The organism is Desulfobaculum sp. (assembly GCF_054921475.1).
In genome coordinates, this window is sequence record NZ_JBUDSW010000013.1 from 1 (window position 1) to 25,541 (window position 25,541).

Genomic DNA, 25,541 nt, shown 5'->3' on the forward strand with positions numbered 1-25,541 from the left:
CGGACCGCGCAGGCATGCATGCCCCCGGCCATGAGCACATGCCCGGTCAGCCCCAGCGTCACACAGACGCGCCGGATGATATCTGGTCCAAGCTGGAGGACATGGCCCCCGAAGACGAACGCCGCCCCGGCGACATGCCGCCCCCGCGCGACACCCACGACGCCGAACGCCCGCGTATCGACGTGCCCTTTGAGCATCTGGAGGAGCACGGCTTCTTCAACGGCCTGTCGGAAACCATCAAGCGCATCTGCCTGAGCCCGCGGCTGTTCTTTGCCACTATGCCCCTTGATACCGGCAAAAAGCGCCCCTTTGCGTTTTATATGCTCACGGGGATGCTGTCGGCCTACTTCCAGACGGCGTGGCAGACCATGGGCCTTGACCTGACGACGTATATCTTCCCGCAGAGCAGCAACGTTGAGTCCGCATCCACCGCCGCGACCCTTGCCGCGCTCGTGATGGTCTTGCCTATTCTTCTCGCCGTCGGCATTATGGTGACATCGGGTATTACCCACTTGGCCCTGATGCCCTTCAAGGCGGCCAAGAACGGGTTTACCACGACGTTCCGGGTTTGCTCGTACGCCTCCGCGCCCACACTGCTGGCCGCCGTGCCGCTTATTGGGCCGCTTGCAGGGTCGTTTTGGTACCTTGGGCTTATCATTATCGGCCTGAAGCATGCGCACGAAACCAGCTACACCCGCGTCACCATTGCCCTTGGGATACCGTTTATCCTGTTTACGGCATTTGTGACGGCGGTGCTTCTGGCCGCAGGTCCGGGACAGCAGCCCGTGTTCTAATTCCGGCGAGGAGCGGCCATGATCAAAAAGTTCAAACAGCGCATTCGCGAGACCATTCAGGCCAGACGCAGGGCCAAGGAAATCGACCCCAAGAGCTTTCTGGAGCTGTCCGCGGAGCTTTTGGAGTTGGCCGACGCCGCGTCAAAACTCTGGCATAGCGAGCCGAGGTTCCAAACCCGCCTGCGCCGCATCCGCGAGGAAATGGCCCAGCTTGAGGACCTTGCCTCCAAGCCGGAGTTTAAGCGCCTGTCCCCGCAAAAGCGGCTGGAACTGCGCGAAAGCCTGCTCTCCTCGCGCGATCAGCTTTTGGAGTCGCTGAACTCCGCGCCGTCCCCCACCACGACCATCCAATAACCGCTCGTCTGCGGCATGCATCTTGCTTCATTTTCTGCCGGAAGGCCCCGTGCCTTCCGGCAGAACAGCAAGAACGCAAGGAGCTTTCCCAAACCATGACCGTCCGCACCATCACTCTCTTTTGCGCCGCCCTCGCGGCCAGCCTCATGTTGTGCTCATGCGCCGCAGACTTTGACCTCTCCGGCCCGGGAACCGTCTACATCAACGAGTATGTGGATGTTTCGGATGTCCAGACCATGGTGCATCCGCAAAACCACCCCATGCAGAAGCTCACCGCCGTGGTCCTGCCGCTGCGCATCCACCAGCGCGTGGACGACCACCGCTACCTCAGCCGCGAGCTCACCCGCACCCTGCTCCAGAAGTGGCAGCAAAACGAGGTATTCCCCGTCCTGACATTTGCGCCAGACGCCAAGTGGACCACCGCCGCCAACGCCATGCCCATTGCCCGCGCCGCGCACGCCGACCTCATCGTGGCCGGGGACATCACCCATGTGATGTTTGGCGGCACGCAGGGCGAAACCAACCTCGCCGTCCGTGTGGAAATCTACGACGCCTCCACCGGCTCGCTTATCTGGTCCATGGCGCAGGCCGGTCAGATGAGCCCCGGACGCACCAAGGACTTTATCTTCTTCACCCAGCAGTCGCGCATGCCCATGGAGCCGATTCAGGCCATCATGAGCACCATTGCCACGGACATTGGCGCGCCCGTCGCGGACTGGAACCAGCCCGTTCAGGACCCCGGCGCCGACTCCGCGCTCTAGCCCCTGCCACCAACGGCGGCCGCCCTTTTTGACCAAGGTCAAAGACGGCGGCCGCTCCATCATGCACACAGGACACATGACAACACAGCGCCCCACTCCACAGATTCTCAAAGGCCCCGGTCTGCGCATTACGCCGTGCTTCGGCGCCAACGGCTGCCCCAACGCCGTGCTGGACGCCCCTACCCTGCCCGAGCAAATCCATGAGGCCGTAACCGCCTCCGGTTTTGGCGAGCGTCTGCAAAGCGCCCTCGGCGGCGTGGTCCCCATGCACCACACGGTCACCATTTCCATCTCGTACTGTCCCAACGGCTGTTCGCGCCCGCAGATTGCGGACATTGGCTGCATTGGCGCGGTCTCCCCGCTGGTCAGCGACGCCCCGTGCGCCGGATGCGGCACCTGCTTTGACCTGTGCCGCGAAAAGGCCCTTGTCGCCAATGATATGGGCTGCGTTACCGCTGTTGATACGGACGCCTGCGTGCGCTGCGGCGCGTGTATGGCCTCCTGCCCTACGCGCACGCTCACGCCCGGTCCCCACGGCTTCCGCGTTCAGCTTGGCGGCAAGCTGGGCCGACACCCGCGCCTTGCCACAGAGTGCTACAGCGCCGTCGCCGCCAGCGACATCCCCGCCCTAGCCGCGCAGGTTCTGGACAACTACCTGACCCGGCGCCACCCCCGCGAACGCCTTGGCGCGCTCATGGAGCGCCTTGGCCCGGACGCTGTTCTGCCGTCCTAGCCGCCCTCTGCACAGTCTTTTCAGCCCGGCCCTGCCGGGCTTTTTTGCGCCCGCGCTCCGTGACAACGCCGTGACGCGCGTCCTCTTCGCGCCAGAGCTGTCGCTTTTTTCTTCCCCCTCGGGTACACTGCCAAAGGTGTTATCCACCGCCGCGCCCAGCTCGCCCCTGCATTTTCTTCCACGGGGCACGCGGGGGCGACGCGGTCCTATTCGCTTCACGTCACAACGCAGGAGCACACCGCCGTGGAGGCCCGTTTTCGCCCTCTGAACCTCTCCACCAGAATGCTGCTCAGCTCTCTGGCCTTTGTTCTGCCTCTCGCCATTTTGACATGGTTCATGGAGGTCAGCTTCCGCTACGATATCGGCATTGCGGACACCGAGTTGGTGGGCACGCGCTACATCCGCACGGCCACCCCCCTCTTCCGCGACATTTCCGCCCTGCACCGCGCCGGGGCGCGCACCGTGCAGGATGTGCCGCCAGAAAGCGACATGGCCGAAGCCGCGGGCCGCATTGAGGCGACCATCGCCGACCTCATGCGCATGGACGAAGACTTTGACCGCTTTGTCAACGACTCCATCGTCGGCATAACCCGCCGCATCCGCATGCGGCCCCATCCCCACGGCCTCCACCAGCTGTGGAATGCACCGGCTCCGGCGCTTCCGCCCACGCCGGGCACTCCGCCGCCGCTTATGACCGCCCTGCAAACCCTTATCCGCAACACGGCGGACAGCTCGCTCATCACCGTGGACCCCGTGCACGACAGCGCCCACCTTGCGCGGCTGGTGTCGCGCATTCTGCCCAATATCATCATCCATACGCACCAGCTTGGCATGCTCACTACCGCGGTGGTGCAGGTGCCACAAAGCGCCGCCCTGTCCGAGCAGTGGCTGCAAACCCTCGCCCTTATCAAGGAGAGGGACCTTGTGGACCTAACGCAGTCCGCGGCCGCCGCCATCATGGAGGACGACGCCTTCTACGGCGCAAGCCCCACGCTTCAGGACCGCTTTGCCTCCGAGCTTGCGGCCTTTTCCGCCACCATGGACGATGTGCTCACGGCGCTGACCGCCATCAAGACCAGCCCGTCGTCCGCCGCCAGTGTTCCGGCGCTGCTGCGCACCGCCACGGACGCCGAGGTCCGCCTCATGAACACCGCCCTTGACGAACTGGACACGCTCATCCGCCTGCGGCGCAACAGCTACGCCACGTGGCGCACCATGGGGCTGGCGCTCAGCGTCTGCGCGCTGGCCTTTGCCGTGTGGATGGTCATCCGAACCTACCGCTCCGTGTCCGTCGCCCTCGCCGAAGTGGTGCACTACTCCCACGCGGTGTCGCGCGGAAACTACTCCGCCACCCTGCCAACGGACCACAGCGCAGAGGTGGGCAAACTCGCCACCTCCATCCAGCGTATGGTCCAGCAGATGAAGCAGCGCATGGGCTATCTGAACGGCATCCTCCACGGCCTCACCGTGCCCTGCGTGGTCGCGGACGCCGAAGAACGCCTCACCTACGTCAACCAGCCCTATCTGGACATGTACGACCGCAGCGGCGCGCCAGAGGAATACGTGGGGCAAAGCATTGCGGAATTCTTCTACGGCGACACAGACCACACAACATTCACAGGACGCGCCATGCGCGAGCGGCGGGCCTTTCAGGGCATTGAAATGTCCCTGACCACACAGGCCGGGCGCACCATCCATTTCCGCTACGATGTCGCGCCCATTTTCGACCTGGACGGCGCCACCATCGGCGCATTCAGCCTTGTGACGGACCTGACCCAAATCCGTGAGCAGGAGCAGGAAATACGCCGCCTCGCCACCTTCCCGGAGCTCAACCCCAACCCCGTACTGGCCGTGGACGCCACCGGAAACATCTCCTACACCAACCCTTCAGCCACCGCGCATATCCAGCGCCTTGGCCTTCTGAGCCCGCGCGACTTTCTGCCGCAGGGGCACGAGCACATCGCCGCCGCCGCACTGACGTCGGGACGGGACTCCGATGCCATTGAGCATACCGTCATGGGCCGGACCTACTCGTGGGTGTACCACCCCATCCCCGGCGACAAGCAACTGCACATCTACGCCATGGACATCACCGAACGAAAACGCGCCGAGGAACAAATCCAGCACGACGCCTTTCACGATGCCCTCACCGGCCTGCCAAACCGCGCCCTGTTCGTGGACCGGACGGACCGCATCAAGGCGGCCTCCGCCCGCGCGGGTCACGGCTACGCCGTGCTCCTGCTCGACATGGACGGCTTTAAAAACGTCAACGACAGCCTCGGCCACGCCATGGGGGACCGCCTTATCAGCCAAATTGCCCGCCGCCTCACCGGCGCGCTGCGCGGGGGCGAGACCTTGGCCCGCCTTGGCGGGGATGAATTTGGCGTGCTGCTCTCCCCTGTTGCCAGCGCAGGCGACGCACACACCGTGGCGGACCGCCTGCACGAAGCCCTGCGCCCGCCCTTTGTCATCGACACACACGAGCTGTTCACCACCGCCAGCATCGGCATTGCGGTGGATGTCTTGGACGCCTTCTCCGCCGAAGACATGGTGCGCAATGCGGACATCGCCATGTACCGCGCCAAGGCCAGCGGGCAGGGACACAGCGCCGTCTTCGACCCCACCATGCACGCCCATGCCTCCCAGCGCCTGCTGCTGGAGACGGAAATGCAGCGCGCGGCAGAGCGCAAGGAATTCGAACCGTTTTTCCAGCCTTTGGTGGACCTCTCCACCGGGACCATTTCCGGCTTCGAGGCTCTTGCCCGCTGGCGCAATCCGGAGCGCGGCCTTGTTTCACCGGGGACGTTTATCCCCCTCGCGGAGGAAAACGGCCTCATCCTGCCCATTGGTGAGCACATCCTTGCCGAAGCCTGCTCCCGCGTGGCCCAGTGGCGCAGCGAGGACGCCCTTGCCCATCCGGACATCAGCGTGAACCTTGCCGTACCGCAAATGATGTCGCCGGGCATTGTGGATACCGTGGCGCACATCATTGAGCAAAGCGGCCTTACCCCAGCGCAGGTGAAGCTGGAGATCACCGAAAGCGGCCTCATGAGCAATGCGGACACCGCCCTGCATGTGCTGGGCGACCTGCGCAACCTTGGCGTCTCCCTCGCCATTGACGACTTTGGCACCGGGTACTCCTCACTGGCCTACCTGACGCGCTTTCCCTTCGACTTCCTGAAGGTGGACCAATCCTTTGTGGCCGCCATGCTGACCACGCCGGAAGTCGCAAAAATCGTCCAAGCCATCATCACCCTCGCCCACGGCCTCGGCAAGAAGGTCATCGCGGAAGGCATCGAGGATGAAGGGCAACTGCGCGCCCTGCGCAAGCTCGGGTGCGAATACGGGCAAGGCTATCTGTTCTCGCGCCCCCTCCCCCACACCGAAGCGCGCACCCTGCTCGCCCGCGCCCCGCGGTGGTAGCCCGCCGCGCCTCCGTCCACCGCCGCAATCCCCACAGAAAAAAATTCCCGCCATCCGTCATATTCCACGGATGGCGGGGCTGTCCGGCAGGTGACACCATGCCTTGCCTTTGCTCATTTCATACTTAAGTGGTATGGAATGGTGACCGCTGGTATCTCGCTTTGACTCCGCGGGCTGTAAAGACTATGTTGCCCTTCGCCACGCCGCCACCGCGGCGATGGTCCAGACTCATCCGCCGGGGAGTGACCGACTCCGACACATGCTCCCGGCGAATCAATACGGAGGCGCTCATGATAGGCATTTCGAAACTGTACTGCGGCGCCGTGGAAGCGTCGGACGCCCTGCGCTACGGGCGTGAATCCGGCAAACTGCCTTCCCACCTGCTGCAGTTCTCCAAAGATAAAAAGCCGGTCGTGGTCTGGAACATGACCCGCCGCTGCAACCTCAAGTGCGTGCACTGCTACGCACAGGCCGTGGACCCCGACGGCAAGGACGAGATTGATACCACGCAGGCCAAGACCCTTATTAAGGATCTTGCCGACTACGGCGCGCCTGTCATGCTCTTCTCCGGCGGCGAACCGCTCGTCCGTCAGGACCTGCCCGACCTTGCCAAATACGCCACGGAAAACGGCATGCGCGCCGTTATCTCCACCAACGGCACCCTCATCACCAAGGAAAAGGCCGCAGAGCTCAAAAAGATCGGCCTGTCCTACGTGGGCATCTCCCTTGATGGCGGCGAGGAAATCCACGACAAGTTCCGCAAGGTGCCCGGCGCATTCAAGCGCGCCATTCAGGGCATTGAGAACTGTAAGGCCGAGGGCCTCAAAGTGGGCCTGCGCTTTACCATCAACAAGCGCAACCAGCAGGAAGTGCCCAAGCTGTTCCAGCTGCTGCGCGACCTTGAAGTCCCCCGCATCTGCTTCTACCACCTCGTCTACTCCGGCCGCGGCTCCGAACTGATCAAGGAAGACCTTGACCATCAGGAAACCCGCGACGTGGTCAACCTCATCATGGACGAGACCAGAAAGTGCTTTGACGACGGCCTTGAGAAGGAAGTTCTCACCGTGGACAACCACGCCGACGGCCCCCTCGTCTACCTGCGCCTGCTGCAGGAAGATCCCAAACGCGCCGAAGAAGTTGCCGAGCTCTTGAACTTCAACGAAGGCAACAACTCCGGCCGCGGCATTGGTTGCATCTCCTGGGACGGACAGGTCCACGCGGACCAGTTCTGGCGCAACCACACCTTTGGCAACGTTCTCGAGCGCCCCTTCTCCGAAATTTGGGACGACCCGAATATCGAGCTGCTCCACCAGCTTAAGGATAAGAAAAGCCACGTGAAAGGACGGTGTGCAGAATGCAAATACCTCGCCATCTGCGGCGGCAATTTCAGGGCCCGGGCCGAAGCATACTACGGGGACGTGTGGGCTCCCGACCCGGCGTGCTATTTAACCGACGAAGAAATCAAGCGGTAAGACGCCTGTTCTTCAACACGCTTCAGGGCGGCCGGGCCACCGCCGTTCTGGATCAGGCCGTGGAAATCCACCAGCGCCGCTGCACCAACGTGATGGAGCTGCGCGAGGAATGTGAATTCTGCAAGGCCTACGCCGCGCGCGAGGCCGAGGCCGCCAAACGCCGCGCCAAGGCCAAAGCAGCCGAAGCGGCAATGAACCGACATTCATCCAAATAACGTCCACGCCGGGGCGCGTCTGAGTACGCGTCCCGGCGCCTATGCATAAAGGAGTTCATACCATGGACCTGCCTGCATTTTTCCGTGGACGCCGACTGCGCCGCAGCGCCAGCATGCGCGCCCTCGTCCGCGAAACGACCATCCTGCCCGAAGACCTCATGATGCCCTACTTCGTCGTGGAGACGAACGACCCGGCACTGCGCAAGCCCATCGGGGCCATGCCCGGTCAGTTCCAGCTCTCCCTTGACGAACTGGAAAAGCAGGTCGCCGAGGCCGTTGCCCTTGGCATGCGCTCCTGCATGCTCTTTGGCATCCCCGCCGAAAAAGACGCTATCGCCTCCGGCGCATACGCCGAGGACGGCATTGTGCAGCGCGCCACGCGCCGCCTGAAAAAGCGCTTCCCCGACCTTGTCATCGCCACCGACGTGTGCCTGTGCGAGTACACCTCCCACGGCCACTGCGGCCTGCTGGACGAGTGCGACACCACCGGCCTTGTGCAGAACGACCCCACCCTCGACCTGCTGGCCAAGACGGCCGTCTCCCACGCCGAGGCCGGGGCCGACATGGTCGCTCCGTCTGACATGATGGACGGCCGCGTGCTGGCCATCCGCACCGCGCTGGATGACGCCGGCTACGCCGACCTTCCCGTCATGTCCTACGCGGTCAAATACGCATCATCCTTCTACGGCCCGTTCCGCGAGGCCGCCGAAAGCTGCCCCTCTCACGGCGACCGCCGCACCTATCAGATGGACCCCGGCAACTTCCGCGAGGGCCTGCGCGAAGCCGCAGCCGACATCGAAGAAGGCGCGGACATCATCATGGTTAAGCCCGCCATGCCCTATCAGGACGTCATCCGCGCCGTGCGCGACAGCTTTGACTGCCCGGTGGCCGCCTATCAGGTCAGCGGCGAGTACGCCATGATCAAGGCCGCCGCCCTCAACGGCTGGGTGGACGGCGACGCGGTGATGATGGAATCCCTCATCGGCATCAAGCGCGCCGGTGCGGAAATCATTATGACCTACTTTACCGAGGACGTTCTGCGCCTGATGAGGAGCGAGAATGAGCGATAGACAAGACAGTTTTGAGCATCCGGGCGCAGCGCCTGCCGGTCATCCCGGCAAGGGGCACCCCGGCGGCGCGCCGCACGGGCACGCTCAGGCCGAGGGCGCGGCGCCGCCGCTGCGGCTCATCGCATGGGAAATCACCCGCTCCTGCAATCTGGCGTGCAAACACTGCCGCGCCGAGGCGCACACGGAGCCCTACCCCGGCGAGTTTTCCACCGAGGAAGCCAAGGCCCTTATCGACACCTTCCCCGAAACCGGCAGCCCCATCATCATCTTCACCGGCGGTGAACCCATGATGCGCAAGGACTGGCCGGAGCTGGTGCGCTACGCCAAGAGCAAAGACCTGCGCTGCGTCATGGCCCCCAACGGCACCCTCATCACCGAGGAGAGCGCCAAGGAGATGAAGGCCGCGGGCATTGAGCGCGTGTCCATCTCCATCGACGGCCCGGACGCCGCCAGCCACGACGAATTCCGCGGCGTGCCCGGGGCATTCGAGGCCAGCATGCGCGGCATTGAATACCTCAAGAAAGCCGGGCTGGAATTCCAGATCAACACCACCGTGACCAAGGGCAACCTTGGCATGTTCCGCGACATCTTCCAGCTGTGCGAAGACCTTGGCGCGGTGGCGTGGCACATTTTCCTGCTTGTCCCCACCGGACGCGCCGCCGAAATCGGCGAGGAAATCATCACCGCCGCCGAGTACGAGGACGTGCTCAACTGGTTCTACGACTTCCGCAAAACCACGGACATGCAGCTCAAGGCCACCTGCGCGCCGCACTATCACCGCATTCTGCGCCAGCGCGCCAAGGAAGAAGGCATCCCCGTCACCTTCGAGAACTTCGGCCTCGACGCCGTGTCCCGCGGGTGCCTTGGCGGTGTGGGCTTCTGCTTTATTTCCCACACCGGACAGGTGCAGCCCTGCGGCTACCTTGATCTGGACTGCGGCAACGTGCGCGACACGCCCTTCCCGGAAATCTGGGCCAACTCCAAGCACTTCAACGAGTTCCGCAACCAGAAGTGTTTTGAAGGCAAATGCGGCGTGTGCGAGTACCACAAGGTCTGCGCCGGCTGCCGCGCCCGCGCCTACACCATGAACGGCAGCCATCTTGCCGAAGAGCCGCTGTGCACCTACACCCCGCGCAAGGCCAAGAAGGAGGCATAATGGACTCCCTCGACAAGCAGATTCTCGACATCATCCAGTCCGACTTTCCGCTGGAATCACGCCCCTACGCGGTGGTGGGCGAGCGCATTGGCCTCACGGAGGCCGAAACGCTGGCCCGCGTGCGCGCCCTCAAGCAGCAGGGCGTCATCCGCCGCATTGGTGGCAACTTTCAGTCCAAGGCGCTGGGCTGGCACTCCACACTGTGCGCCGCCTGCGTGCCCGAGGACAAATTCGACGACTTTGTCGCCGAGGTGAACGCCCATACCGGCGTCACCCACAACTACCTGCGGAACCATCACTTTAATGTCTGGTTCACCTTTATTGGCGAGTCCCCGGAGATTGTGGCCGAAACCCTTGCCGCCATCACGCGCAAGACCGGTATCGACATCCTCCACCTGCCCGCGGACATGCTGTATAAGATTAAGGTGGACTTCAAAATGAACCACAACACCGACGGGGCCTAAGCCCGCCGGAGGACCATACAATGCAGCGTGAATTCATCCTGTCCCCCTCCCTTCTGTCCTGCGACTTCGGCCGCATGACCGAGGAGCTGACAGCTCTGGAAGAGGCGGGACTCAAATGGGTGCACTGGGACGTCATGGACGGCCGCTTTGTGCCGAACATCACCCTCGGCCAGCCCATCATCAAGGCTCTGCGCAAGAAATCGAACCTCTTCTTCGACGTGCACCTGATGATCGAAGAGCCCGAGCGCTACCTTGCGGACTTTGTGGACGCCGGCGCGGACCTCATCTGCGTGCACGCCGAGACCACCCGCCATCTGGAGCGCACCGTCAGCGAAATCCGCCGCCTTGGCGCCAAGTGCGCCGTTGCGCTCAACCCCGCCACCTCGCTTTTTGACGTGGAATACCTCATTCCCCAGCTGGACATGGTCCTGCTCATGAGCGTGAACCCGGGCTTTGGCGGCCAGAAGTTCATCCCCTTCACCATGGACAAGCTCTCCGAACTGTCTGCCCTGCGCAACGACTGGAACCCGGAGATGCTCATTCAGGTGGACGGCGGCTGCACGCCGGAAAACACCCCGGACCTCGTGGCCGCCGGCGCGGACGTGCTGGTTTCCGGCTCCGCCTTCTTCAAGCATCCGCCCTACAAGGAGCGCCACGAAACGTTCCTGAAGGCCGCTGGCGCGCTGTAACAGCCGCCCACAGCCACACACAAAAAGGCGCCCTGCCGCACAATGCGGCAGGGCGCCTTTCTGTATACAGTTGCAGAGCGCGCCGCGAGGGGGCGCGTTAATTTTGGCGTTCAAAGGCGTCGTCGTCCTCATCCCCGTCAAAGCCGCGGGCGGTTTGCTCCTCATCAATGAGGTCCGCGTCATCGGCGAGCAGGCGGACGATATTGCGCAGGTGGGCGTAGGAATCGGGGTCCATTTCCTCAAAGTCAATGGCGACCCTGTTCCTCCCGGCGCGCACAAGGGACCCGCGCACCTCAATGACTGCATCGGCAGACAGCGTGATGCGCATGATGCACGATTCGCCGTCAAGGCCCTCGGCGGTGTCGTCCACCACCTCACACAGCGCGCCCTTGAGGCTTATATTTTCCGTGGCAATGGAAAAATCGCGGCTTTCGCAAAACACAACACCGGCAAAGTGCGTTTCCACGCGGCTTCGCTTGCGCCTATCCGGCATGGCATCCCTCCCTTTCCCCGGTGTGGGGGCTGGTGGTCCGCCTGTAGAATACGATGAATCGTGTTGCGTGTCAGCCCCGGTTAGGAACCGGAGGAATCGTCCGGGCGGGACAGCTGACGGGCCAAAATGACCGCAAGGCCAATGGCCCACGCCGCAAGAAGGGGAAAACGCACCCAAAACGGCACGAAAAGGCGGCTGAGGGGAATAAACAGAATGCCTGCGGCAAAGTACCCAATCTTCCAGCCATTACGGCGCAATCCGGAATCGGAAAACAGTGAGTTCTTCATTAGCGCATCTTGTCCGACAGCGCATTCAGGCCATAGACGAGGCAGACGCCAATGACGACCAGAATAAACGCCGTGACCGGGTTTTTATAGGATCCAACAAGGCCCAGATAGGAATCAATCACGTTCTCCAACTGCAGGAACCGAATGATGCCCAAAAAGCCGTACGTGATGAACGGCACGGCCAGGACGAATCCCAATATCTTAATAAACAGCTTCAGCATCCGCATCTCTACGCTCCCTCGCTCTTGTGCTCTCTGTGCTCGAAATACTCTGGCGCACCCTGCGCCGTGTCCAGACGGGGCCGCGCTAGCGGTCCGCATCGTCCTCCGCCACATCATGGGCGGCTGTGGCGTCATACGACCTACGCCGAGAGCCGCGGACGGCGGAATACAGCCCGGTACACATTATGCCGACGACGCCTATGGTCCACACCGCCAAAAGAGGAACCCGCACCCAAAACGGCACGAAAAGGCGGCTGAGTGGAATGAACAGCAGCCCCGCGGCAATGAAGCCAAACTTCCACCTGTGGCGGCGCAGTGCGTCCCCGGACCTGCGCCCGGCAACAGCAATGACCACAACGCCGGCGCCCCATACCGCAAGAGGGACGAACCGTATCGCATAGGGCACATACACCTGACTCAGCAGAGCGTACAGCAGGCCCACGGCGACGTAGCCAATCTTCCAGCCATTGCGGCGCAGTCCGCTCATGGAAAATACGAGGTGCTTCATTGATTCCTGTGGCGCGGCCACGTCCACGGCCTGCGGCGGCGCGGCGGCCTTTTGCGGCCACATGCAGCCAGCGCGCCTGCGGCGACGTGACGGACGGTCCCGCGCCTAGCGGTCCGCGTCGTCCCCGTCACCCTTTGTGCGGTTGTGGCGCCACACGATGAGCGCCCCAATGCCAAAGGCCACGACGGAAAACAGCCCGGTTATGATGATAATCTGCATCCCTCTGGAAAGTGATGCCCACATGGCCGACCTCCCGGCGCGGTTCGTGATGATAACGACCTGACAGTCCTAGCTGTTTGCACCACGACGCGCAAGCACCTTGGCCGCCAGCCCCGCCACGTCCACAGCGCTACAGCGCCGCCATGCGCGCGGTCAGCTCCTCGGCGTGCTGCTTAAAATACGCCTTGGCAAAGGCCTTCAGCGGCTTTTTCACCTCCGCAAGGGGCGGCAGGTCCGGCGGGTGCACCGCGTGCATGCCAAGGCACTGCACGGGCTGAAACTTCAGCTCCTCGTCAATCTCGGAGCAGTAGTTGGAAAACGTGCCCCCCGCAAGGCGCTGGCGCTCCAGCGCCGCCGGGTCCAGCCCCTTGACGAAACACAGGGTGCCGGATGGCGAATGGTCGCGGTTCACAGCCTCAATGCGCGTATTAATGCGCTCGCACCAGCCGTGCACCTGCGTGTAGTTTGGCGTAATGAGTTTGCGGCCGGAACCGTCGGGAGCGTCGTAGTACTGACCATGCAGGTAGATGTCCACCTCCAGCTGCATCTCGTGGTAGGCCGTGGCCAGCAGTCCCGCGTAGCGCCCCGCCCGCGTCAGGGCAAGGCCCGGGGCAAGGCCTGCGGTCTCGCGGTGCTCCGGGTCGGACATATCCTCAAGATGCGGCGCGCGCACGTCCAAAGCGTCGAAAAACGCGCCCAGCCCGGCGCGGTCGATGAGCAGATAATGCACCGCCCCAACCCGCGCCAGCATCCGCTTTTCCAACTTTTCCAGCGCGTCGAGAGAGGCGGTATAGGCCTCTATTTCGTCCTCAAGGCTCTTGCGCGCGCCAAAGAATGTTGTCGCCGCCTCCACGAGGGTCTCGTGCATCAGGCTGTCGGCCAGTTCCTCTATTCCCTTGCCCATGCGTCATTCTCCTGCTGGATTCAGCGTTCGGACAGGCCAAGGCACAGGCCAAGCGTTACAAACACGCCGCCGGTGGCGCGCGTCTGCATCCGGCGCAGACCGGGCCGTCCGGACGCCCACGAACTCACACAGCCAAAGCACAGCGCAACGGCCATCATCACCGCGCAGCCCGTGGTGGTGAAGGTCAGCCCAAGGATAATGACCTGACGGGTAAAGTCCGCCGATGCCGGGTCCGCAAACTGCGGCAAAAAGGACAGGAAAAACAGCGCCACCTTGGGGTTAAACAGCGCCACAACCAGCCCCTGCCGAAAGATGTGGAAGAAGGACTGCTCGCCGTCCACCGTGGGCGCAACCTCACCGCCGTCCTGCGGCGGGGTCATAAAGAGTTTGATGCCCATCCAGATGAGGTAGGCCGCACCGACCCAGCGCACAATATTGAACGCCAGTGCGGAGTGCGCCAGCACCACGGACAGCCCCAGCGCGCCTGCCACCGTATGGCACACACAGCCCACAGTGATGGCTAGGGCCGAGGCAACGCCCGCACGGCGGCCCTGCCCGGCGCTGCGCGTGGCGACGTAAAACATGTCCGGCCCGGGGGTAATGTTCAGGAGCAGCCCCGCCGCCAAAAACACAAAAAAATCCTCAATTCCAAACATCGCGTGTCGTCCTTATTTATCAGCGTCCTTCAGGCGCTTTTTCATGCGGTCCCATTCCCGCTGTGCGGCGTCCTTGATGCCGGGACCGTGTTCCTGCCAAACCTCGCGGGCCTGACCAATTTTTTCCTTGCCATAGTCCTTGGCCTCGCTGACGGAGCGGATACCTTTCACCCGCTCCACCTCGGCCTGTATTTCATCGGAATGGGCCTCTATCTGCTTGCGGATAGCCCAGCCGAGCATCTTTTTTTTCATTCCCATGTCGCACCTCCATTTTGTCCACGTGCGGCGTAAATCCCCCTACCACTATCAAATCCCGATGCGGACCTCCACCCATCTTCCGCGCAGGGAAAAAGACCCGCACATATCCGGGAATCGGTTGTTTTCATCTGCTGCGTAGAATACCATATATATTCGTCCCCTCGTGCCCGGCGCAGACGCGCAAGGAGAAATGACCATGGCGTCCGAGTCCTTCCGCTCCAGCATCAGCTTTCGATATTTCACCGCGTTTGCCGCAGTGTTTCTTCTGGCACTGGCCGGAATCGGCACGGCGCTGGAGCTTTCGCTGCGCAAAGTGGAAGGGGAACACCTGCGCTCCGTGCTCATGCACAGCACCCATTCGCTGGCCAATATGGTGGAAACCGTCGCCACCACCTCCGTAAAGGACAATCTGCGCATTGTGGCCCACAATGAACTGCAAATCATTATGCAGTTGTACGAACAGACCCACGACGGCACCCTGACGGAAGAACAGGCCAAACGCCGCGCCATCGCCGCCATGCAAGGCGTATCCATTGGCAAACAGGGCTACCTGTATGTCATCAACAGCCAGGGTGAGCTGATCTACCACCCCAGTGATCAAGCCAGATACCTGACCGGCGTCGACCTCCCTTTTGTCCGCGAGCAGATGCGCCGCAAAAGCGGCTTCCTTGAGTACGAACGCCCCGGCAGCAAGCTGGGCCCGCCGCAGGAGAAAATTCTCTTCATGGTGCACTTTCTGCCGTGGGACTGGATTATCTCCGCCACGGCGAGCAAGCGCGAATTTTTGGACCTTGTGGATACCGATGACCTGCGCAAGGGCACCCTCGCCCACCGCATCGGGCCATCCGGATTCAGCGCGGTGCTCACCCTCTCCGGCGAGGCGGTGGCCCATCCATGGCTGGAGGGCAACATCGCCAACGCCACCGACGCCAACGGCAAGCCCTACATCGACGCCGTCCTGTCCACGCCCACAGGCTTTCAGACCGTCGACCTCGCCCCGCCGCCCCTGCCCATGCCGCGCACCATGCTCATGTATCACCTGCGCCTGCCCACGCTGGATTGGGTGGTTATGGTGGCCGGACTGCCCAGCACCTTTTCCCTGCCGCTCAACCACCTGCGGCTTGCCGTACTGGGGGCCACGGCCGGCGGCCTGCTTGCCGGGCTCATTCTGGCCTCGCTTTTTGCCTCGCGGATGCAGAGCCGTATGAATACCTTGGTCCAATTGCTCAAGCGCGGCGCGGACGGCAACTACGCCGTCCGGGCGGAGGTCACCTCCAACGACGAATTTGGCACCCTTGCCAGCCTGTTCAACGTCTTCCTTGCCAAACTGCAGGACGCGGCGGAAGAGAGCGCGCGCTCGCAGCAGCTTCTGGAACAGCGCGTCATAGAGCGCACGCAGGAACTGGAACTGCGCGAGCAGGAATACCGCATCATTTTCGAGTCCGTGTCCGATGGCCTGCTCATTGTCAATGAGCATGGCACCGTGGTGGAGGCCAACACGACCGCCGTCACGCTGTTTAACACCACCCAGGACACGATGCGGGGCATCCACCTCACGGAGTTGCTGCACCCGGACCATGTGGAGACCGTGCGCAACGTCATGGACAACTTTGCGCAGGGGCTGGACACCTTTGCCGCGCCCTTCTGCCGCCGCTTCGACAATACGGAGTTCGAATGCGAACTGCGCGCCACCACCCTCGACTACGGCGAACAGCACTATATTCTGCTTATGGTCCGCGACGTAACCATCCAGCGCAAAAACGAACGCGAGCGACGCGCCCTTGCCCGCTTCCCCGACGAGAATCCAAACCCCATCCTGCGCGTCTCCTCCGACGGCAACATCCTCTACAGCAACAGCCCGGCCTGCGACGCCCTTGGCACGGAAGGCTGTCTGTACACCCTGCCCACCGAGCTTGCCGAACCAACAGCGCAGTGCCTTGCGGACAACGCCGTCATCCGCAAGGAGATCGCCATCAAGCGCCGCTACTACGCCTTTGTCTTTGCCCCGGTTCCCGAGCAGCGCTACGTAAACATCCACGGGCAGGACATTTCCGCCCGCAAGCACATGGAAGAGGCCCTGCGCCTTGAGCGCGAACGTATGGCCCTCGCCTTTGAAGCCAGCGGCGCAGTCATTTACGAGCACACAATCCCCGTGGACCCCGAAACCGCCTTTGTGGACCAAAAGCTCCCGCAGCTCCTGGGGTACGAGTCCAGCCACCTGCCCTACGAGGCGGCGGAGCTGGACTGGTGGAACGAGCGCTTTGCCCCGGATGACCGCACGCGTTTTTTGGATGAATATTCCGACTTCATTCAGGGCGTCACCCAGCAGTTGACCACCACCATCAAGTTCCGCCACGCCGCGGGGCGGTGGATTCATTTGGAAATCCACGCCAAAGCCATTGGGCTGGACGAATATGGCCGCGCCAGCCGTGTTGTGGGCGTGGTGATGGACGTCACCCACCAGCGCATGGTGGAGCGCAGCCTCGGCGAAAGCGAAAAATGGCTGCGCACAATATTCAACAGCCTGCAGGCGGGCATTGTGGTGGCGGACATAGACTCCTTCTCCATCGTGGACGCCAACCCCGTGGCCTCGGACCTTATTGGCCTGCCACGAAACGAGTTGGTGGGCCGCGACTTTTCGGAATTTATCCAGCCCGGTCCCGGCTCGCTGTGCATCAGTGACGGCAGTTCCATACGCGGGCTGTCCGGGCAGGGCGTGCTCGTGACCGCGCAGGGTGCGGAAATCCCCATCCTTGGCAACGAGGTTGTGGCCCTGCTCGGCGGCAAGCGCTCCATCGTCCATAACTTCATCGACATCACAGCCCTCAAGCAAACCGAGCGCGACCTGCTCACCGCCAATGCGGAGATGGAGCTTCTGCTCTCGTCCATCTCGTCCATCCTCATTGGCGTCGACTCCAAGGGCGCCATCCGGCACTGGAACACCAAGGCCACAGAGGTCTTCAACATCCCCGCAGCGGACGCCATTGGCCGCCACCTGTCCGACCTTGCCCTGAGCTGGGATCAGGAAGTGGTCATGCAGTCCATGGACCGCTGCCAAACTAACAGCACAGCCCTGCGCATTGATGAAATCCATTACACCCGCGCCGATGGGGTAAAGCGCATCCTTGGCCTGAGCCTGCACCCCATCCGCAGCGACGGGGAAGGCACGCGCGGCTGTCTGCTGCTTGGCAACGACATCACGGACCTGATGGTCATGCAGCACCAATCCCTGCAGGCGCAGAAGCTGGAATCCATCGGCCAGCTGGCGGCGGGCATTGCGCACGAGATTAACACCCCCACCCAGTATGTTGGGGACAACACGCGCTTTTTATCCGATGCCTACACCGATTACACGGCGCTCATCGACCTGTATGGCGAACTGCTCGCCCGGCTGGACGCCGGAGAGGATACGGCGGACCTGCGCCAACGCGTGACGGAGATGATTGACGACATAGACCTCGACTACCTGCGCGAGGAGGTGCCCACCGCCATCACCCAGACCATTGAAGGCGTGGAGCGCGTCTCCAAGATTGTCCGGTCCATGAAGAACTTCGCCCATCCCGGCGCGCAGGAAAAGGTGCCCGTGGACATAGCGGCCGCCATTGAAAGCACGGTGACGATCTCGCGCAATGAGTGGAAGTACGTTGCGGAGCTCGAAACGGACGTTCCAACGGACCTGCCGCCGCTTATCTGCCTGCCGGACGAGTTCAACCAGGTGGTGCTGAATATGATCATCAACGCCTCCCACGCCATTGCGGACAAAGTGGGCAAGGACGGCGCCACCAAGGGCCTGATTACCATCACCGCCCAGCGCGACGGCGACGACATGGAGATACGCATATCGGATACGGGGGCAGGCATTCCAAAGTCCGTGCAGGGCCGCATATTCGACCCCTTCTTCACCACCAAGGACGTCGGCAAGGGAACGGGGCAGGGCCTCAACATCGCCCATTCCGTCATAGTGGAAAAGCACGGCGGCAGCATCAGCTTCACGTCCGAGGAAGGCGAAGGGACAACCTTCACTCTCCGCCTGCCGCTGACGCCCAAGTAGACAGCGCTGAGCGGTCACCACTGGCGCTTCGTCATGGCGCGCGCCCCGCGCATCAGAAAGCGCCAGCAATCAGCGCGCGCCCTGTCGCCACACGCGCCCCCATGAAGGGAATGCATCCTTGAGGAATTCGTTGCCGGCCCGGCGCTACTCCGGCGGCACAATTGATGTGTATTGCTCGACTTGGCGCTTGCTCATGCCCCGCAGTTCGCACCCCACCACCAGCGGCGTTATCCGCCGCACAATGGCCTCCACCTTCTTCACCTTCACTCCGCTGAGGGACATCAGGTCAAAGGTCACGCTCTCGCCAATCTCGAAGGTCTCGCCGCCGTGCTTGAAGCTGATGCCAAGGACACTGGCGTCCACAATCTGGTAGTTGTGCTCCTTCTGCGGCAAACGCGCCGCGTACTCGGCAAGGGGGATGCGGCGGGCGCGGCGCTTTTCGCGGCCATCAAAGCCGCCTGCCGCCTCGATGAAGTCAATACGGGTGCCCGTTGAGTTTTGCGGGCGGGAATTCGTGCGCCGCACCTCAAGGGCCAGCCCCTGCAACTCCGAGGGGATGGCCTCGCGCGAGGCGATGGGGGCAAGGGTCTTGGCCGCGGCGTCCTTGTCGCCATTCTCCATCTGCGCGCGGGCAAGGCCTATGCGCGCGGCGTCGCTTTGCGGTTCCACCTCCACAGCACGCGAGTACAGCCGCGTCAGGGCGCGGTTGTCCTTTTGCTGCGCCATGTGGTCCGCAACGGTTTTAAAGGGGTTGGGGGCTTGTGGGTCGGCCTTGCGGGCGCGGGTGTAGATGTCTGCGGCCTTGTCGTCCTTGTCCAGCCACGCATAGGTCTCCGCCGCCTTGCCCATGAACTGTCCCCAGCGCTCCAGATTGCCCTGTCCGCGAAAGGCCTCGGCAAGGCCAATGTAGGCTTCCGGAAACAGCATGTGCACCCGCGCCGCCGCGGCAAACTTGGCGATGGCCTTGTCGTACTTGCGCAGTTCCAACAGGTTTTGCCCTTCCTGCACCAGCTTGAGGGCCAGCGCCTTTTGCTTCAGCACGCTGTCCGAGGAGTGTGACAGCTCCTCGTGCACGGCGTCCGGCGCGGCGATGCCTTCGTCCTTGAAGATAGGACGGCGGATGGGCTTTCGCGGACCGAAGAGGATTTTCTCCAGCCGCACCATAAGCAGGTAAGGGGTGAAGGGCTTGTTGATGTAGTCGCGCGCGCCAAGGCGCATGGCCTCGTCGATGATGCCGACAGGCGCGCCGCGCCCCATGAGAATCATAGGCAGGTGATACAGCTCCCGGTCCGTGGCGATGCGGTCCAGTAGGGCAAACCTCTCGGCCACGGTCATGTCAAAATCCAGCAGGGCGATGTCTGTATCGCGCTCCTTGAGGATGGTGAATATTTCCTCGGGGTCCGTGGAGTACGCCACCTTGCTGTAGCCATTATCCGTAAGGATTTTGGCGATGATGTTGGCAACGGTGGTGCTTGGTTCCCCCACAAGGATGCCGATATTTTGCTTCGCCGACATGGACGGCCCTCCCCTTCCTGGCTGAGCGCGCAGCACGCGCAAACACGGCAGCCCAGCCACGCCGCAGCATGGCTGGGCTGTTTTCACTTGCTATGTGGGCGTGGTGAAGTCGATGTCAGCGACCGTAACCGCATCGCCCGATACGGTTGCAATGAGTTGAGCCCCCCCCGATGTATCGCCGTCGGAGTCATACCACAACTCGTTGTTTGTGGAATCGTAGACAAAGGTGGCATCGCTTGTGCTAAGGTTGCCATTGGACCCGTCGTAGCCGCCAATGGCGGAATCCACAAACCCTGCCGACGAATCGAAATTGGCCGAGTCGAAAACGAAGATGTCGTCGTAAACGCTGTTGTCAAAGTCGACGATGCTGTCGCCGCCGTCGGTGGTATCCGCGTAGTAGAACGTGTCGTTGCCATTGCCGCCGGTCAGGGCGTCCACGCCAAGGCCGCCGTACAGGTAGTCGTCCCCGCCAAAGCCAAAGAGTTGGTCGTTGTTGTCCATGCCCTTCAGGGTGTTGGCATCATCGTTGCCCTTCAGCGAGTCGGCATAGGCCGAACCTATGAAGCCCTCTATCTCCTGATACATATTGGTGGAGCCGCTGTAGGTGAACATCCCGCTGCCGCCGGTGCCGAGGGTGATGTTCATCCCCGCGGTGCTGTTGACAAAGTCAATGAGATCCGTGCCGTCTCCGCCGGAGAACGTATCCGCGCCGTAGCTGACGATAAGCTGGTCATCGCCGAGGCCACCGGAAATCAGGTCCGCGCCGTCGCCACCATCCAGCGTGTCGTTGTCCGCGCCGCCGTCCATGGTGTCATTCTCGGTGCCGCCATTCAGCGAATCCGCCCCGGCGTCGCCAGTCAGCATGTCTGCGCCGCCACCGCCAAGGAGGGTATCCGCCCCCTCATCGCCGCCAAGGGTATCGTCTCCGGCCTCGCCGCTCATGTAGTCGTTGCCGGTTTCGCCATCGAGTTCGTTGGCCTCGCTGTTGCCGGTGAGGGTGTCGTTGTACAGGGACCCTTCAATGCCTTCGATATCGTTGTAGGTGATGACGTCGCCGTCATAATTCAGCGTATCCATCCCTGTGGACAGCGTCAGGCTCACGCCTGTGGCACCGTTGATGAAGGACAGCATGTCGCCGTCAGCGCCGCCGTCAAAGGTATCCGCGCCGCCGCTGACGAAGAGGTCGTCAAACCCGTCACCGCCGGAGACCGAGTCAGCGCCGCCTCCGCCGTCCAACTCGTCGTCGCCGGCCTCACCATACAGCAAGTCCGCCCCGCCGCCGCCATACATGGTATCGTTGCCATAGCCGCCATAGAGCGTATCAGCGCCCGAAAGCACGCCCTGCGTATCGTCGCCATACATGACGTCCGCGTCGTCTTCGCCGCCGAGGGAGTCGTTGCCTTCGCCGCCGATGAGCGTATCCAGCCCCGCACCACCCCATACATAATCGTTGCCCATGCCGCCGATGAGCATATCGTTGCCAAGGTCGCCGCCTATCTCATCGTTGCCGCCTTCACCATCAATCGTGTCATTGCCGTCACCGCCGTACAGGCCGTCGCTGGTCTGGAAGAACTCACGCAGTTCACCATTGACCACCTGGAAATACTGGAAGCCGTCCGTGCCCACGTTGCCTTCCGTGGTGGCGAGGTCTGCCAAGTCGTCCGCATCGGCGGATTCCGGCGGCTCTTCAAAGCTGCCCGTACCGTCCGCCCAACCAACGCGCGCGGGGTTGGTTCCTGTGCCCGCGCCTGTGGGGTCGGTGTCGTCCACCCAGCCGATGTCCTCGTACCGGATGACGATGTCGTAATCGCCCATATTGCGGTCGCTGCGGTCGATAATCTGCAGTTGGAAGGCGTTGGTGTGGTCAATCTTCCCTGTGGCGTAGCCCACATCGTCCCAGGTGATGGTGAGGATATTGTGGGAGGAGTCTATGTCGTACCAGACAAGGTTGGAGCCTTCGGAGTTGCCGTTCGTCAGGTCCGCGCCCGTGGCCACGCCGCCGCTGGTATCCACATGCGCCCAGAATGGGGCGATGATGGGCGTTTCCACAATGGACAGCGGCGTTGTGGTGGTGTCCGTAAAGGCCGAGCCGAAGCTGATAGTGCCGTTGGTGTTCACGTACACACCCGTGTAGGTCTCACCCCCAAATCCGATGCCGTGGATAAAGGTGTCGGACAAATCGACAAACTCGGAGACGCTGTCGCCCCGCGCGAGGGAGTTTTCACCAAAGCCCACCGAACCGCCAAGACCGCTGACAAGGCTTCCCTGCTGCTCCACCATGGACCCCATAATCCCTGCCGAGGGGTCGCCGGGGTCTGAGGTTTCGTTGCCGCCAAGGATGGAGTCGTCCCCGCTGCCACCGGAAATGAGGTCAAAGCCGCTCTCGGAGCCGGTACCGCCGATAAGGGTATCCGCGCCCTCGCCGCCGTCGATGAGGTCGTTACCAGCCATGCCGTTGATGCTGTCGTTTTCCTCCAGCCCAACGAGTTCGTTGTCGGACGAATTGCCGATGAGCGTATCGCGGAAAAAGCCGCCCACCACGCCCTCAACGCCAATGATGGTGTCCGTGTCGCCCCAGTCGTCGATGGCCGTGCCCTCTCCGGTTCCGGGCACGGTGGCGTCGCCAAGCTCCACATACACGCCCGTGCCGTCGCCGCCGCGGCCATTGGTGTAGTCGCCTTCCTTGTCGCGGTCGTATTCCAGCCAGTCAAAATTGTCGTAGGGGCTGTCGCCGTAGTAGAGGTCATTGCCCGCACCGCTGACAATGAAGTCCTGTCCGTCGCCGCCGTGGACCTCGTCATCCCCTGCGCCGCTAAAGATAACGTCGCCGCCAGCGCCGCCGTCGAGCGTGTCGTTGCCGTCGCCGCCGTACATGGCGTCACCGCCCGAAGTGCCGGCCAAGGAGTCCGCCCCGCTGGTCCCCTTCACCTGATTCAGCGCGCTGAGGTCAACGGGATAGTCATTATCGTCATCGTCGCCAGAGGAGGTGTCGCCCCCTGTGTCGCCGCTGCCCGTATCGCCGGAGGCCTGCGTGTCGTCGCCTGTGGGGGCGGTGTCATCATCGGCAATGGGAATGATGTCGTCATCGTCGTCGTCATCATCGCCCGTTGCAGGTGGTTCGGTAATAAGGTCCACAAGGTCGTCGTTGGTGTCCTGCCCACCGGTGTTGATGGGGCCTGTCCCGGTACCGGTGCCAACGCCCGTTCCGGTCCCTTCGCCGGCAAAGGCGTCGTCCCCGCCAAAGGGATCGGTGCCACCGTCAAAGGCGGAGCCGCCGTCAAAACCGCTTCCTGTTTCAAAACCGGTCTCGCCGCCGGTAACGGGGCCAGCGTCGCCATCAGGACCAAAATCATCCTGCCCGTCGCCAAGATCATCGCCAAGGCCTTCACCGAGGCCGGGCTCCTCGCCGGGAAGGTCATCCTCCGGCCCGCCCTCGCCAAGGGCCGCCAGCTCGTCCGGGGCGTCGTCTGGTGCACCTTCTGGGCCACCTTCGGGGCCTTCTCCGGGCGGCTCGTCGCCGGGGCCTTCGCCTTCCAGCTCGTCGCCACCGGCAAGGAGTTCTTCGTCAGGAAGCTCCTCATCGCCGGGCTGTTCCTCGCCTTCCGCGCCCTCTACAGGCTCCTCCTCGCCGGGGCCTTCCTCGGGAAGTTCCTCCTCCCCTTCGCCTTCGCCCTCGGCCAGTTCATCCCCGGCAAGCTCGTCCTCGGGGTCTCCTTCTCCTTCGCCCTCGCCTTCTCCTTCGCCCTCACCTTCTCCTTCGCCCTCACCTTCGCCTTCGCCCTCACCTTCGCCTTCGCCCTCAGCGTCGCCCTCTTCCCCACCGTCCTCGCCGCCCTCATCCTGCGGGGCGTCGGGGGCCTGATACAGGCCCGGCACAACGGTGATGGGTGCCATATTCTGCAGCATCTGCTGCTCTGTGGGGCTGTAAGGGCGCGGCGCGCCCATGGTGCCATCGGCAAACACGTCCACAATCTCGTTGGCACCGGTGATGAAGCGGGTGCCCTGCTCCGTGGTGATAACAAGGTCCAGCTCGTGGTAGTCGAAGATGCCGTACTTTTCGCTGCCATCCTCGCCAATGACGAAGTCCGCACCCGTACCGCGGATGCCAATGGTGGCAAGGGGCGACTGCATGCTTACGCCATCGGGGTTGTCCTCCACGATTTTTCCGGTCACCATACGGAAGGTGCCCTTGGCCATGTTGAGCAGCATGCCGGAGGCGGACGGGTCGTCTGGCTCGTAGACGTACTCGTCCACGGTCAGCCGCGCGTCCGGGCCTTGCGACAGCACGCTTTCGTCAGCAAAGCGGACCTCCACATTGGCTCCGGAGGACGTGACAAGAACGTCCTGAGCGTATATGGGACTGCCGACCTCAAGAGGTCGCGCGCCATCTGCCGACTCGGCAAAGGCTTGGCCTTTGATTGATGCAACTTCACCGACCTGTTGCATGGCACTCTCCCGATGTAGCGGGTGTTGGCGGGATTTTCGAGTTTGCCATCAGTATAGTCGGCAAAGCCATCCCGAAAAAGAGGAAACTTGACTTTTCTCGTAGCACATCCCGTATTTTCCAACAAACATACGGAATGCATCATCATCGACAGAGAGAAACGCACCAAGCAACACACCGCAGACAACACCGCAATATCACCCCAGGAGGAACAAATTTGGATTCTTACGCAGTCGCCAAGCACATTTTTGAGATTGCCTTTCCACTCTTTTTGATTATGGACCCCGTGGGCAACGGAGCCATTTCCCTTTCACTGCTCAAAAATCAGACACCTGCGCGACAGCGGAGCATCATCCTGCGCGAATGCCTTTTCGCCCTGCTGGTCATCCTCGTCTTTATGTATATTGGCGAAGGATTACTGGCCCTTCTGGACATTGGCCAATCCACCATGCGCATTGCCGGTGGCGCCATCTTGTTCATCATTTCCATGAAGATGGTCTTCCCCCCGGCAGAGGCCGACAACGCCGACGCCATGGACGACGACCCCTTCTTTGTGCCCATTGCGGTGCCTCTTATCGCCGGCCCGTCCCTACTGGCGGCGGTGATGGTGTATGCCCACCGGCCGGACAACAACACCATTTTGCTGTCCTCCATTGTGGTGGCCTGGACCGCAACGGCCATCATCATGCTGCTCATCCCCGTCCTGACCAAGCTGCTGGGGCGGCGCGGCCTCCGCGCTGCGGAGCGGCTGATGGGCCTTATCCTTATTCTTATGTCCTGCCAGATGCTGGAAGACGGCATCCGGCTGTTTGTCCACTCGCTGTAGGACAACCACCATGCAGGCCGCCATCCCC

23 protein-coding genes are annotated in these 25,541 nt (G+C 62.5%); 13 read left to right on the top strand and 10 right to left on the bottom strand.

Annotation, left to right across the window (positions count from 1 at the left end):
• The 11 genes from ACY69P_RS01590 to rpe all read left to right on the top strand — a co-directional run.
• Window positions 1-794 (top strand): YIP1 family protein (locus tag ACY69P_RS01590; protein ID WP_462326357.1); only part of this gene is annotated, 794 nt, incomplete at its 5' end.
• An 18-nt stretch (window positions 795-812) separates the two neighbouring features.
• Entirely contained in the window at window positions 813-1,148 is a 336-nt protein-coding gene (locus ACY69P_RS01595) for a hypothetical protein (RefSeq protein WP_404844181.1), read from the top strand.
• Window positions 1,149-1,243: 95 nt separating this feature from the next.
• Window positions 1,244-1,909: a Kelch repeat-containing protein gene (locus ACY69P_RS01600; RefSeq protein ID WP_459898617.1), complete on the top strand. Its 666-nt coding sequence runs from the start codon at window positions 1,244-1,246 to the stop codon at window positions 1,907-1,909.
• A gap of 76 nt (window positions 1,910-1,985) precedes the next feature.
• On the top strand, window positions 1,986-2,642 hold the full coding sequence (locus tag ACY69P_RS01605; protein ID WP_462326358.1) for a 4Fe-4S binding protein: 657 nt from the start codon (window positions 1,986-1,988) through the stop codon (window positions 2,640-2,642).
• 243 nt (window positions 2,643-2,885) lie between these two features.
• Complete coding sequence (locus ACY69P_RS01610; RefSeq protein WP_462326359.1) at window positions 2,886-6,065, top strand: EAL domain-containing protein; 3,180 nt, start codon at window positions 2,886-2,888, stop codon at window positions 6,063-6,065.
• 290 nt (window positions 6,066-6,355) lie between these two features.
• On the top strand, window positions 6,356-7,537 hold the full coding sequence (ahbC, locus tag ACY69P_RS01615) for a 12,18-didecarboxysiroheme deacetylase (protein ID WP_404844177.1): 1,182 nt from the start codon (window positions 6,356-6,358) through the stop codon (window positions 7,535-7,537).
• A 59-nt stretch (window positions 7,538-7,596) separates the two neighbouring features.
• Window positions 7,597-7,752, top strand: a complete 156-nt coding sequence (locus ACY69P_RS01620; protein ID WP_459898611.1) for a hypothetical protein — start codon at window positions 7,597-7,599, stop codon at window positions 7,750-7,752.
• 62 nt (window positions 7,753-7,814) lie between these two features.
• Complete coding sequence (gene hemB / locus ACY69P_RS01625) at window positions 7,815-8,822, top strand: porphobilinogen synthase (RefSeq protein ID WP_459898609.1); 1,008 nt, start codon at window positions 7,815-7,817, stop codon at window positions 8,820-8,822.
• A complete protein-coding gene (ahbD, locus tag ACY69P_RS01630; RefSeq protein ID WP_462326360.1) occupies window positions 8,812-9,978 on the top strand; it encodes a heme b synthase in 1,167 nt (388 codons plus the stop codon). Before hemB ends, ahbD begins: the two co-directional genes overlap by 11 nt.
• On the top strand, window positions 9,978-10,442 hold the full coding sequence (gene ahbA / locus ACY69P_RS01635) for a siroheme decarboxylase subunit alpha (protein ID WP_462326361.1): 465 nt from the start codon (window positions 9,978-9,980) through the stop codon (window positions 10,440-10,442). The genes ahbD and ahbA overlap by 1 nt, the downstream gene beginning before the upstream one ends.
• 20 nt (window positions 10,443-10,462) lie before the next feature.
• Window positions 10,463-11,131 (top strand): ribulose-phosphate 3-epimerase, encoded by a 669-nt coding sequence (gene rpe / locus ACY69P_RS01640; protein WP_459898604.1) that lies wholly within the window; start codon window positions 10,463-10,465, stop codon window positions 11,129-11,131.
• 97 nt (window positions 11,132-11,228) lie between these two features.
• Here rpe and ACY69P_RS01645 read toward each other — a convergent pair whose 3' ends face one another.
• From ACY69P_RS01645 to ACY69P_RS01680, 8 genes are all read right to left on the bottom strand, one after another.
• Window positions 11,229-11,624 (bottom strand): PilZ domain-containing protein, encoded by a 396-nt coding sequence (locus ACY69P_RS01645; protein ID WP_459898602.1) that lies wholly within the window; start codon window positions 11,622-11,624, stop codon window positions 11,229-11,231.
• An 80-nt stretch (window positions 11,625-11,704) separates the two neighbouring features.
• On the bottom strand, window positions 11,705-11,911 hold the full coding sequence (locus ACY69P_RS01650; RefSeq protein ID WP_459898600.1) for a hypothetical protein: 207 nt from the start codon (window positions 11,909-11,911) through the stop codon (window positions 11,705-11,707).
• Window positions 11,911-12,132, bottom strand: a complete 222-nt coding sequence (locus ACY69P_RS01655) for a hypothetical protein (protein ID WP_459898599.1) — start codon at window positions 12,130-12,132, stop codon at window positions 11,911-11,913. The genes ACY69P_RS01650 and ACY69P_RS01655 overlap by 1 nt, the downstream gene beginning before the upstream one ends.
• An 85-nt stretch (window positions 12,133-12,217) precedes the next feature.
• Window positions 12,218-12,703, bottom strand: coding sequence for a hypothetical protein (locus ACY69P_RS01660; protein ID WP_462326362.1), 486 nt, complete (start codon window positions 12,701-12,703; stop codon window positions 12,218-12,220).
• Window positions 12,704-12,745: 42 nt separating this feature from the next.
• Entirely contained in the window at window positions 12,746-12,883 is a 138-nt protein-coding gene (locus ACY69P_RS01665) for a hypothetical protein (RefSeq protein ID WP_404844167.1), read from the bottom strand.
• A gap of 106 nt (window positions 12,884-12,989) precedes the next feature.
• Window positions 12,990-13,763 carry a hypothetical protein gene (locus ACY69P_RS01670; protein WP_462326363.1) on the bottom strand — a complete coding sequence of 258 codons (774 nt, stop codon included), beginning with the start codon at window positions 13,761-13,763 and terminating at the stop codon, window positions 12,990-12,992.
• Between the two features lie 20 nt (window positions 13,764-13,783).
• Window positions 13,784-14,419, bottom strand: coding sequence for a LysE family translocator (locus ACY69P_RS01675; RefSeq protein WP_459898591.1), 636 nt, complete (start codon window positions 14,417-14,419; stop codon window positions 13,784-13,786).
• A gap of 12 nt (window positions 14,420-14,431) precedes the next feature.
• Window positions 14,432-14,677 (bottom strand): hypothetical protein, encoded by a 246-nt coding sequence (locus ACY69P_RS01680; RefSeq protein ID WP_404844164.1) that lies wholly within the window; start codon window positions 14,675-14,677, stop codon window positions 14,432-14,434.
• Window positions 14,678-14,873: 196 nt separating this feature from the next.
• Here ACY69P_RS01680 and ACY69P_RS01685 point away from each other — a divergent pair, with 196 nt between their 5' ends.
• Window positions 14,874-18,728 carry a PAS domain S-box protein gene (locus tag ACY69P_RS01685; RefSeq protein ID WP_462326364.1) on the top strand — a complete coding sequence of 1,285 codons (3,855 nt, stop codon included), beginning with the start codon at window positions 14,874-14,876 and terminating at the stop codon, window positions 18,726-18,728.
• A gap of 144 nt (window positions 18,729-18,872) precedes the next feature.
• Here the strand turns inward: ACY69P_RS01685 and ACY69P_RS01690 are convergent, their stop codons facing one another.
• Window positions 18,873-20,243: a response regulator gene (locus tag ACY69P_RS01690; protein WP_462326365.1), complete on the bottom strand. Its 1,371-nt coding sequence runs from the start codon at window positions 20,241-20,243 to the stop codon at window positions 18,873-18,875.
• A 90-nt stretch (window positions 20,244-20,333) separates the two neighbouring features.
• A complete protein-coding gene (locus tag ACY69P_RS01695) occupies window positions 20,334-24,689 on the bottom strand; it encodes a nidogen-like domain-containing protein (protein WP_462326366.1) in 4,356 nt (1,451 codons plus the stop codon).
• A 215-nt stretch (window positions 24,690-24,904) separates the two neighbouring features.
• Here ACY69P_RS01695 and ACY69P_RS01700 point away from each other — a divergent pair, with 215 nt between their 5' ends.
• Window positions 24,905-25,513 carry a MarC family protein gene (locus tag ACY69P_RS01700; RefSeq protein ID WP_462326367.1) on the top strand — a complete coding sequence of 203 codons (609 nt, stop codon included), beginning with the start codon at window positions 24,905-24,907 and terminating at the stop codon, window positions 25,511-25,513.
• Window positions 25,514-25,541 lie beyond the last annotated feature (28 nt).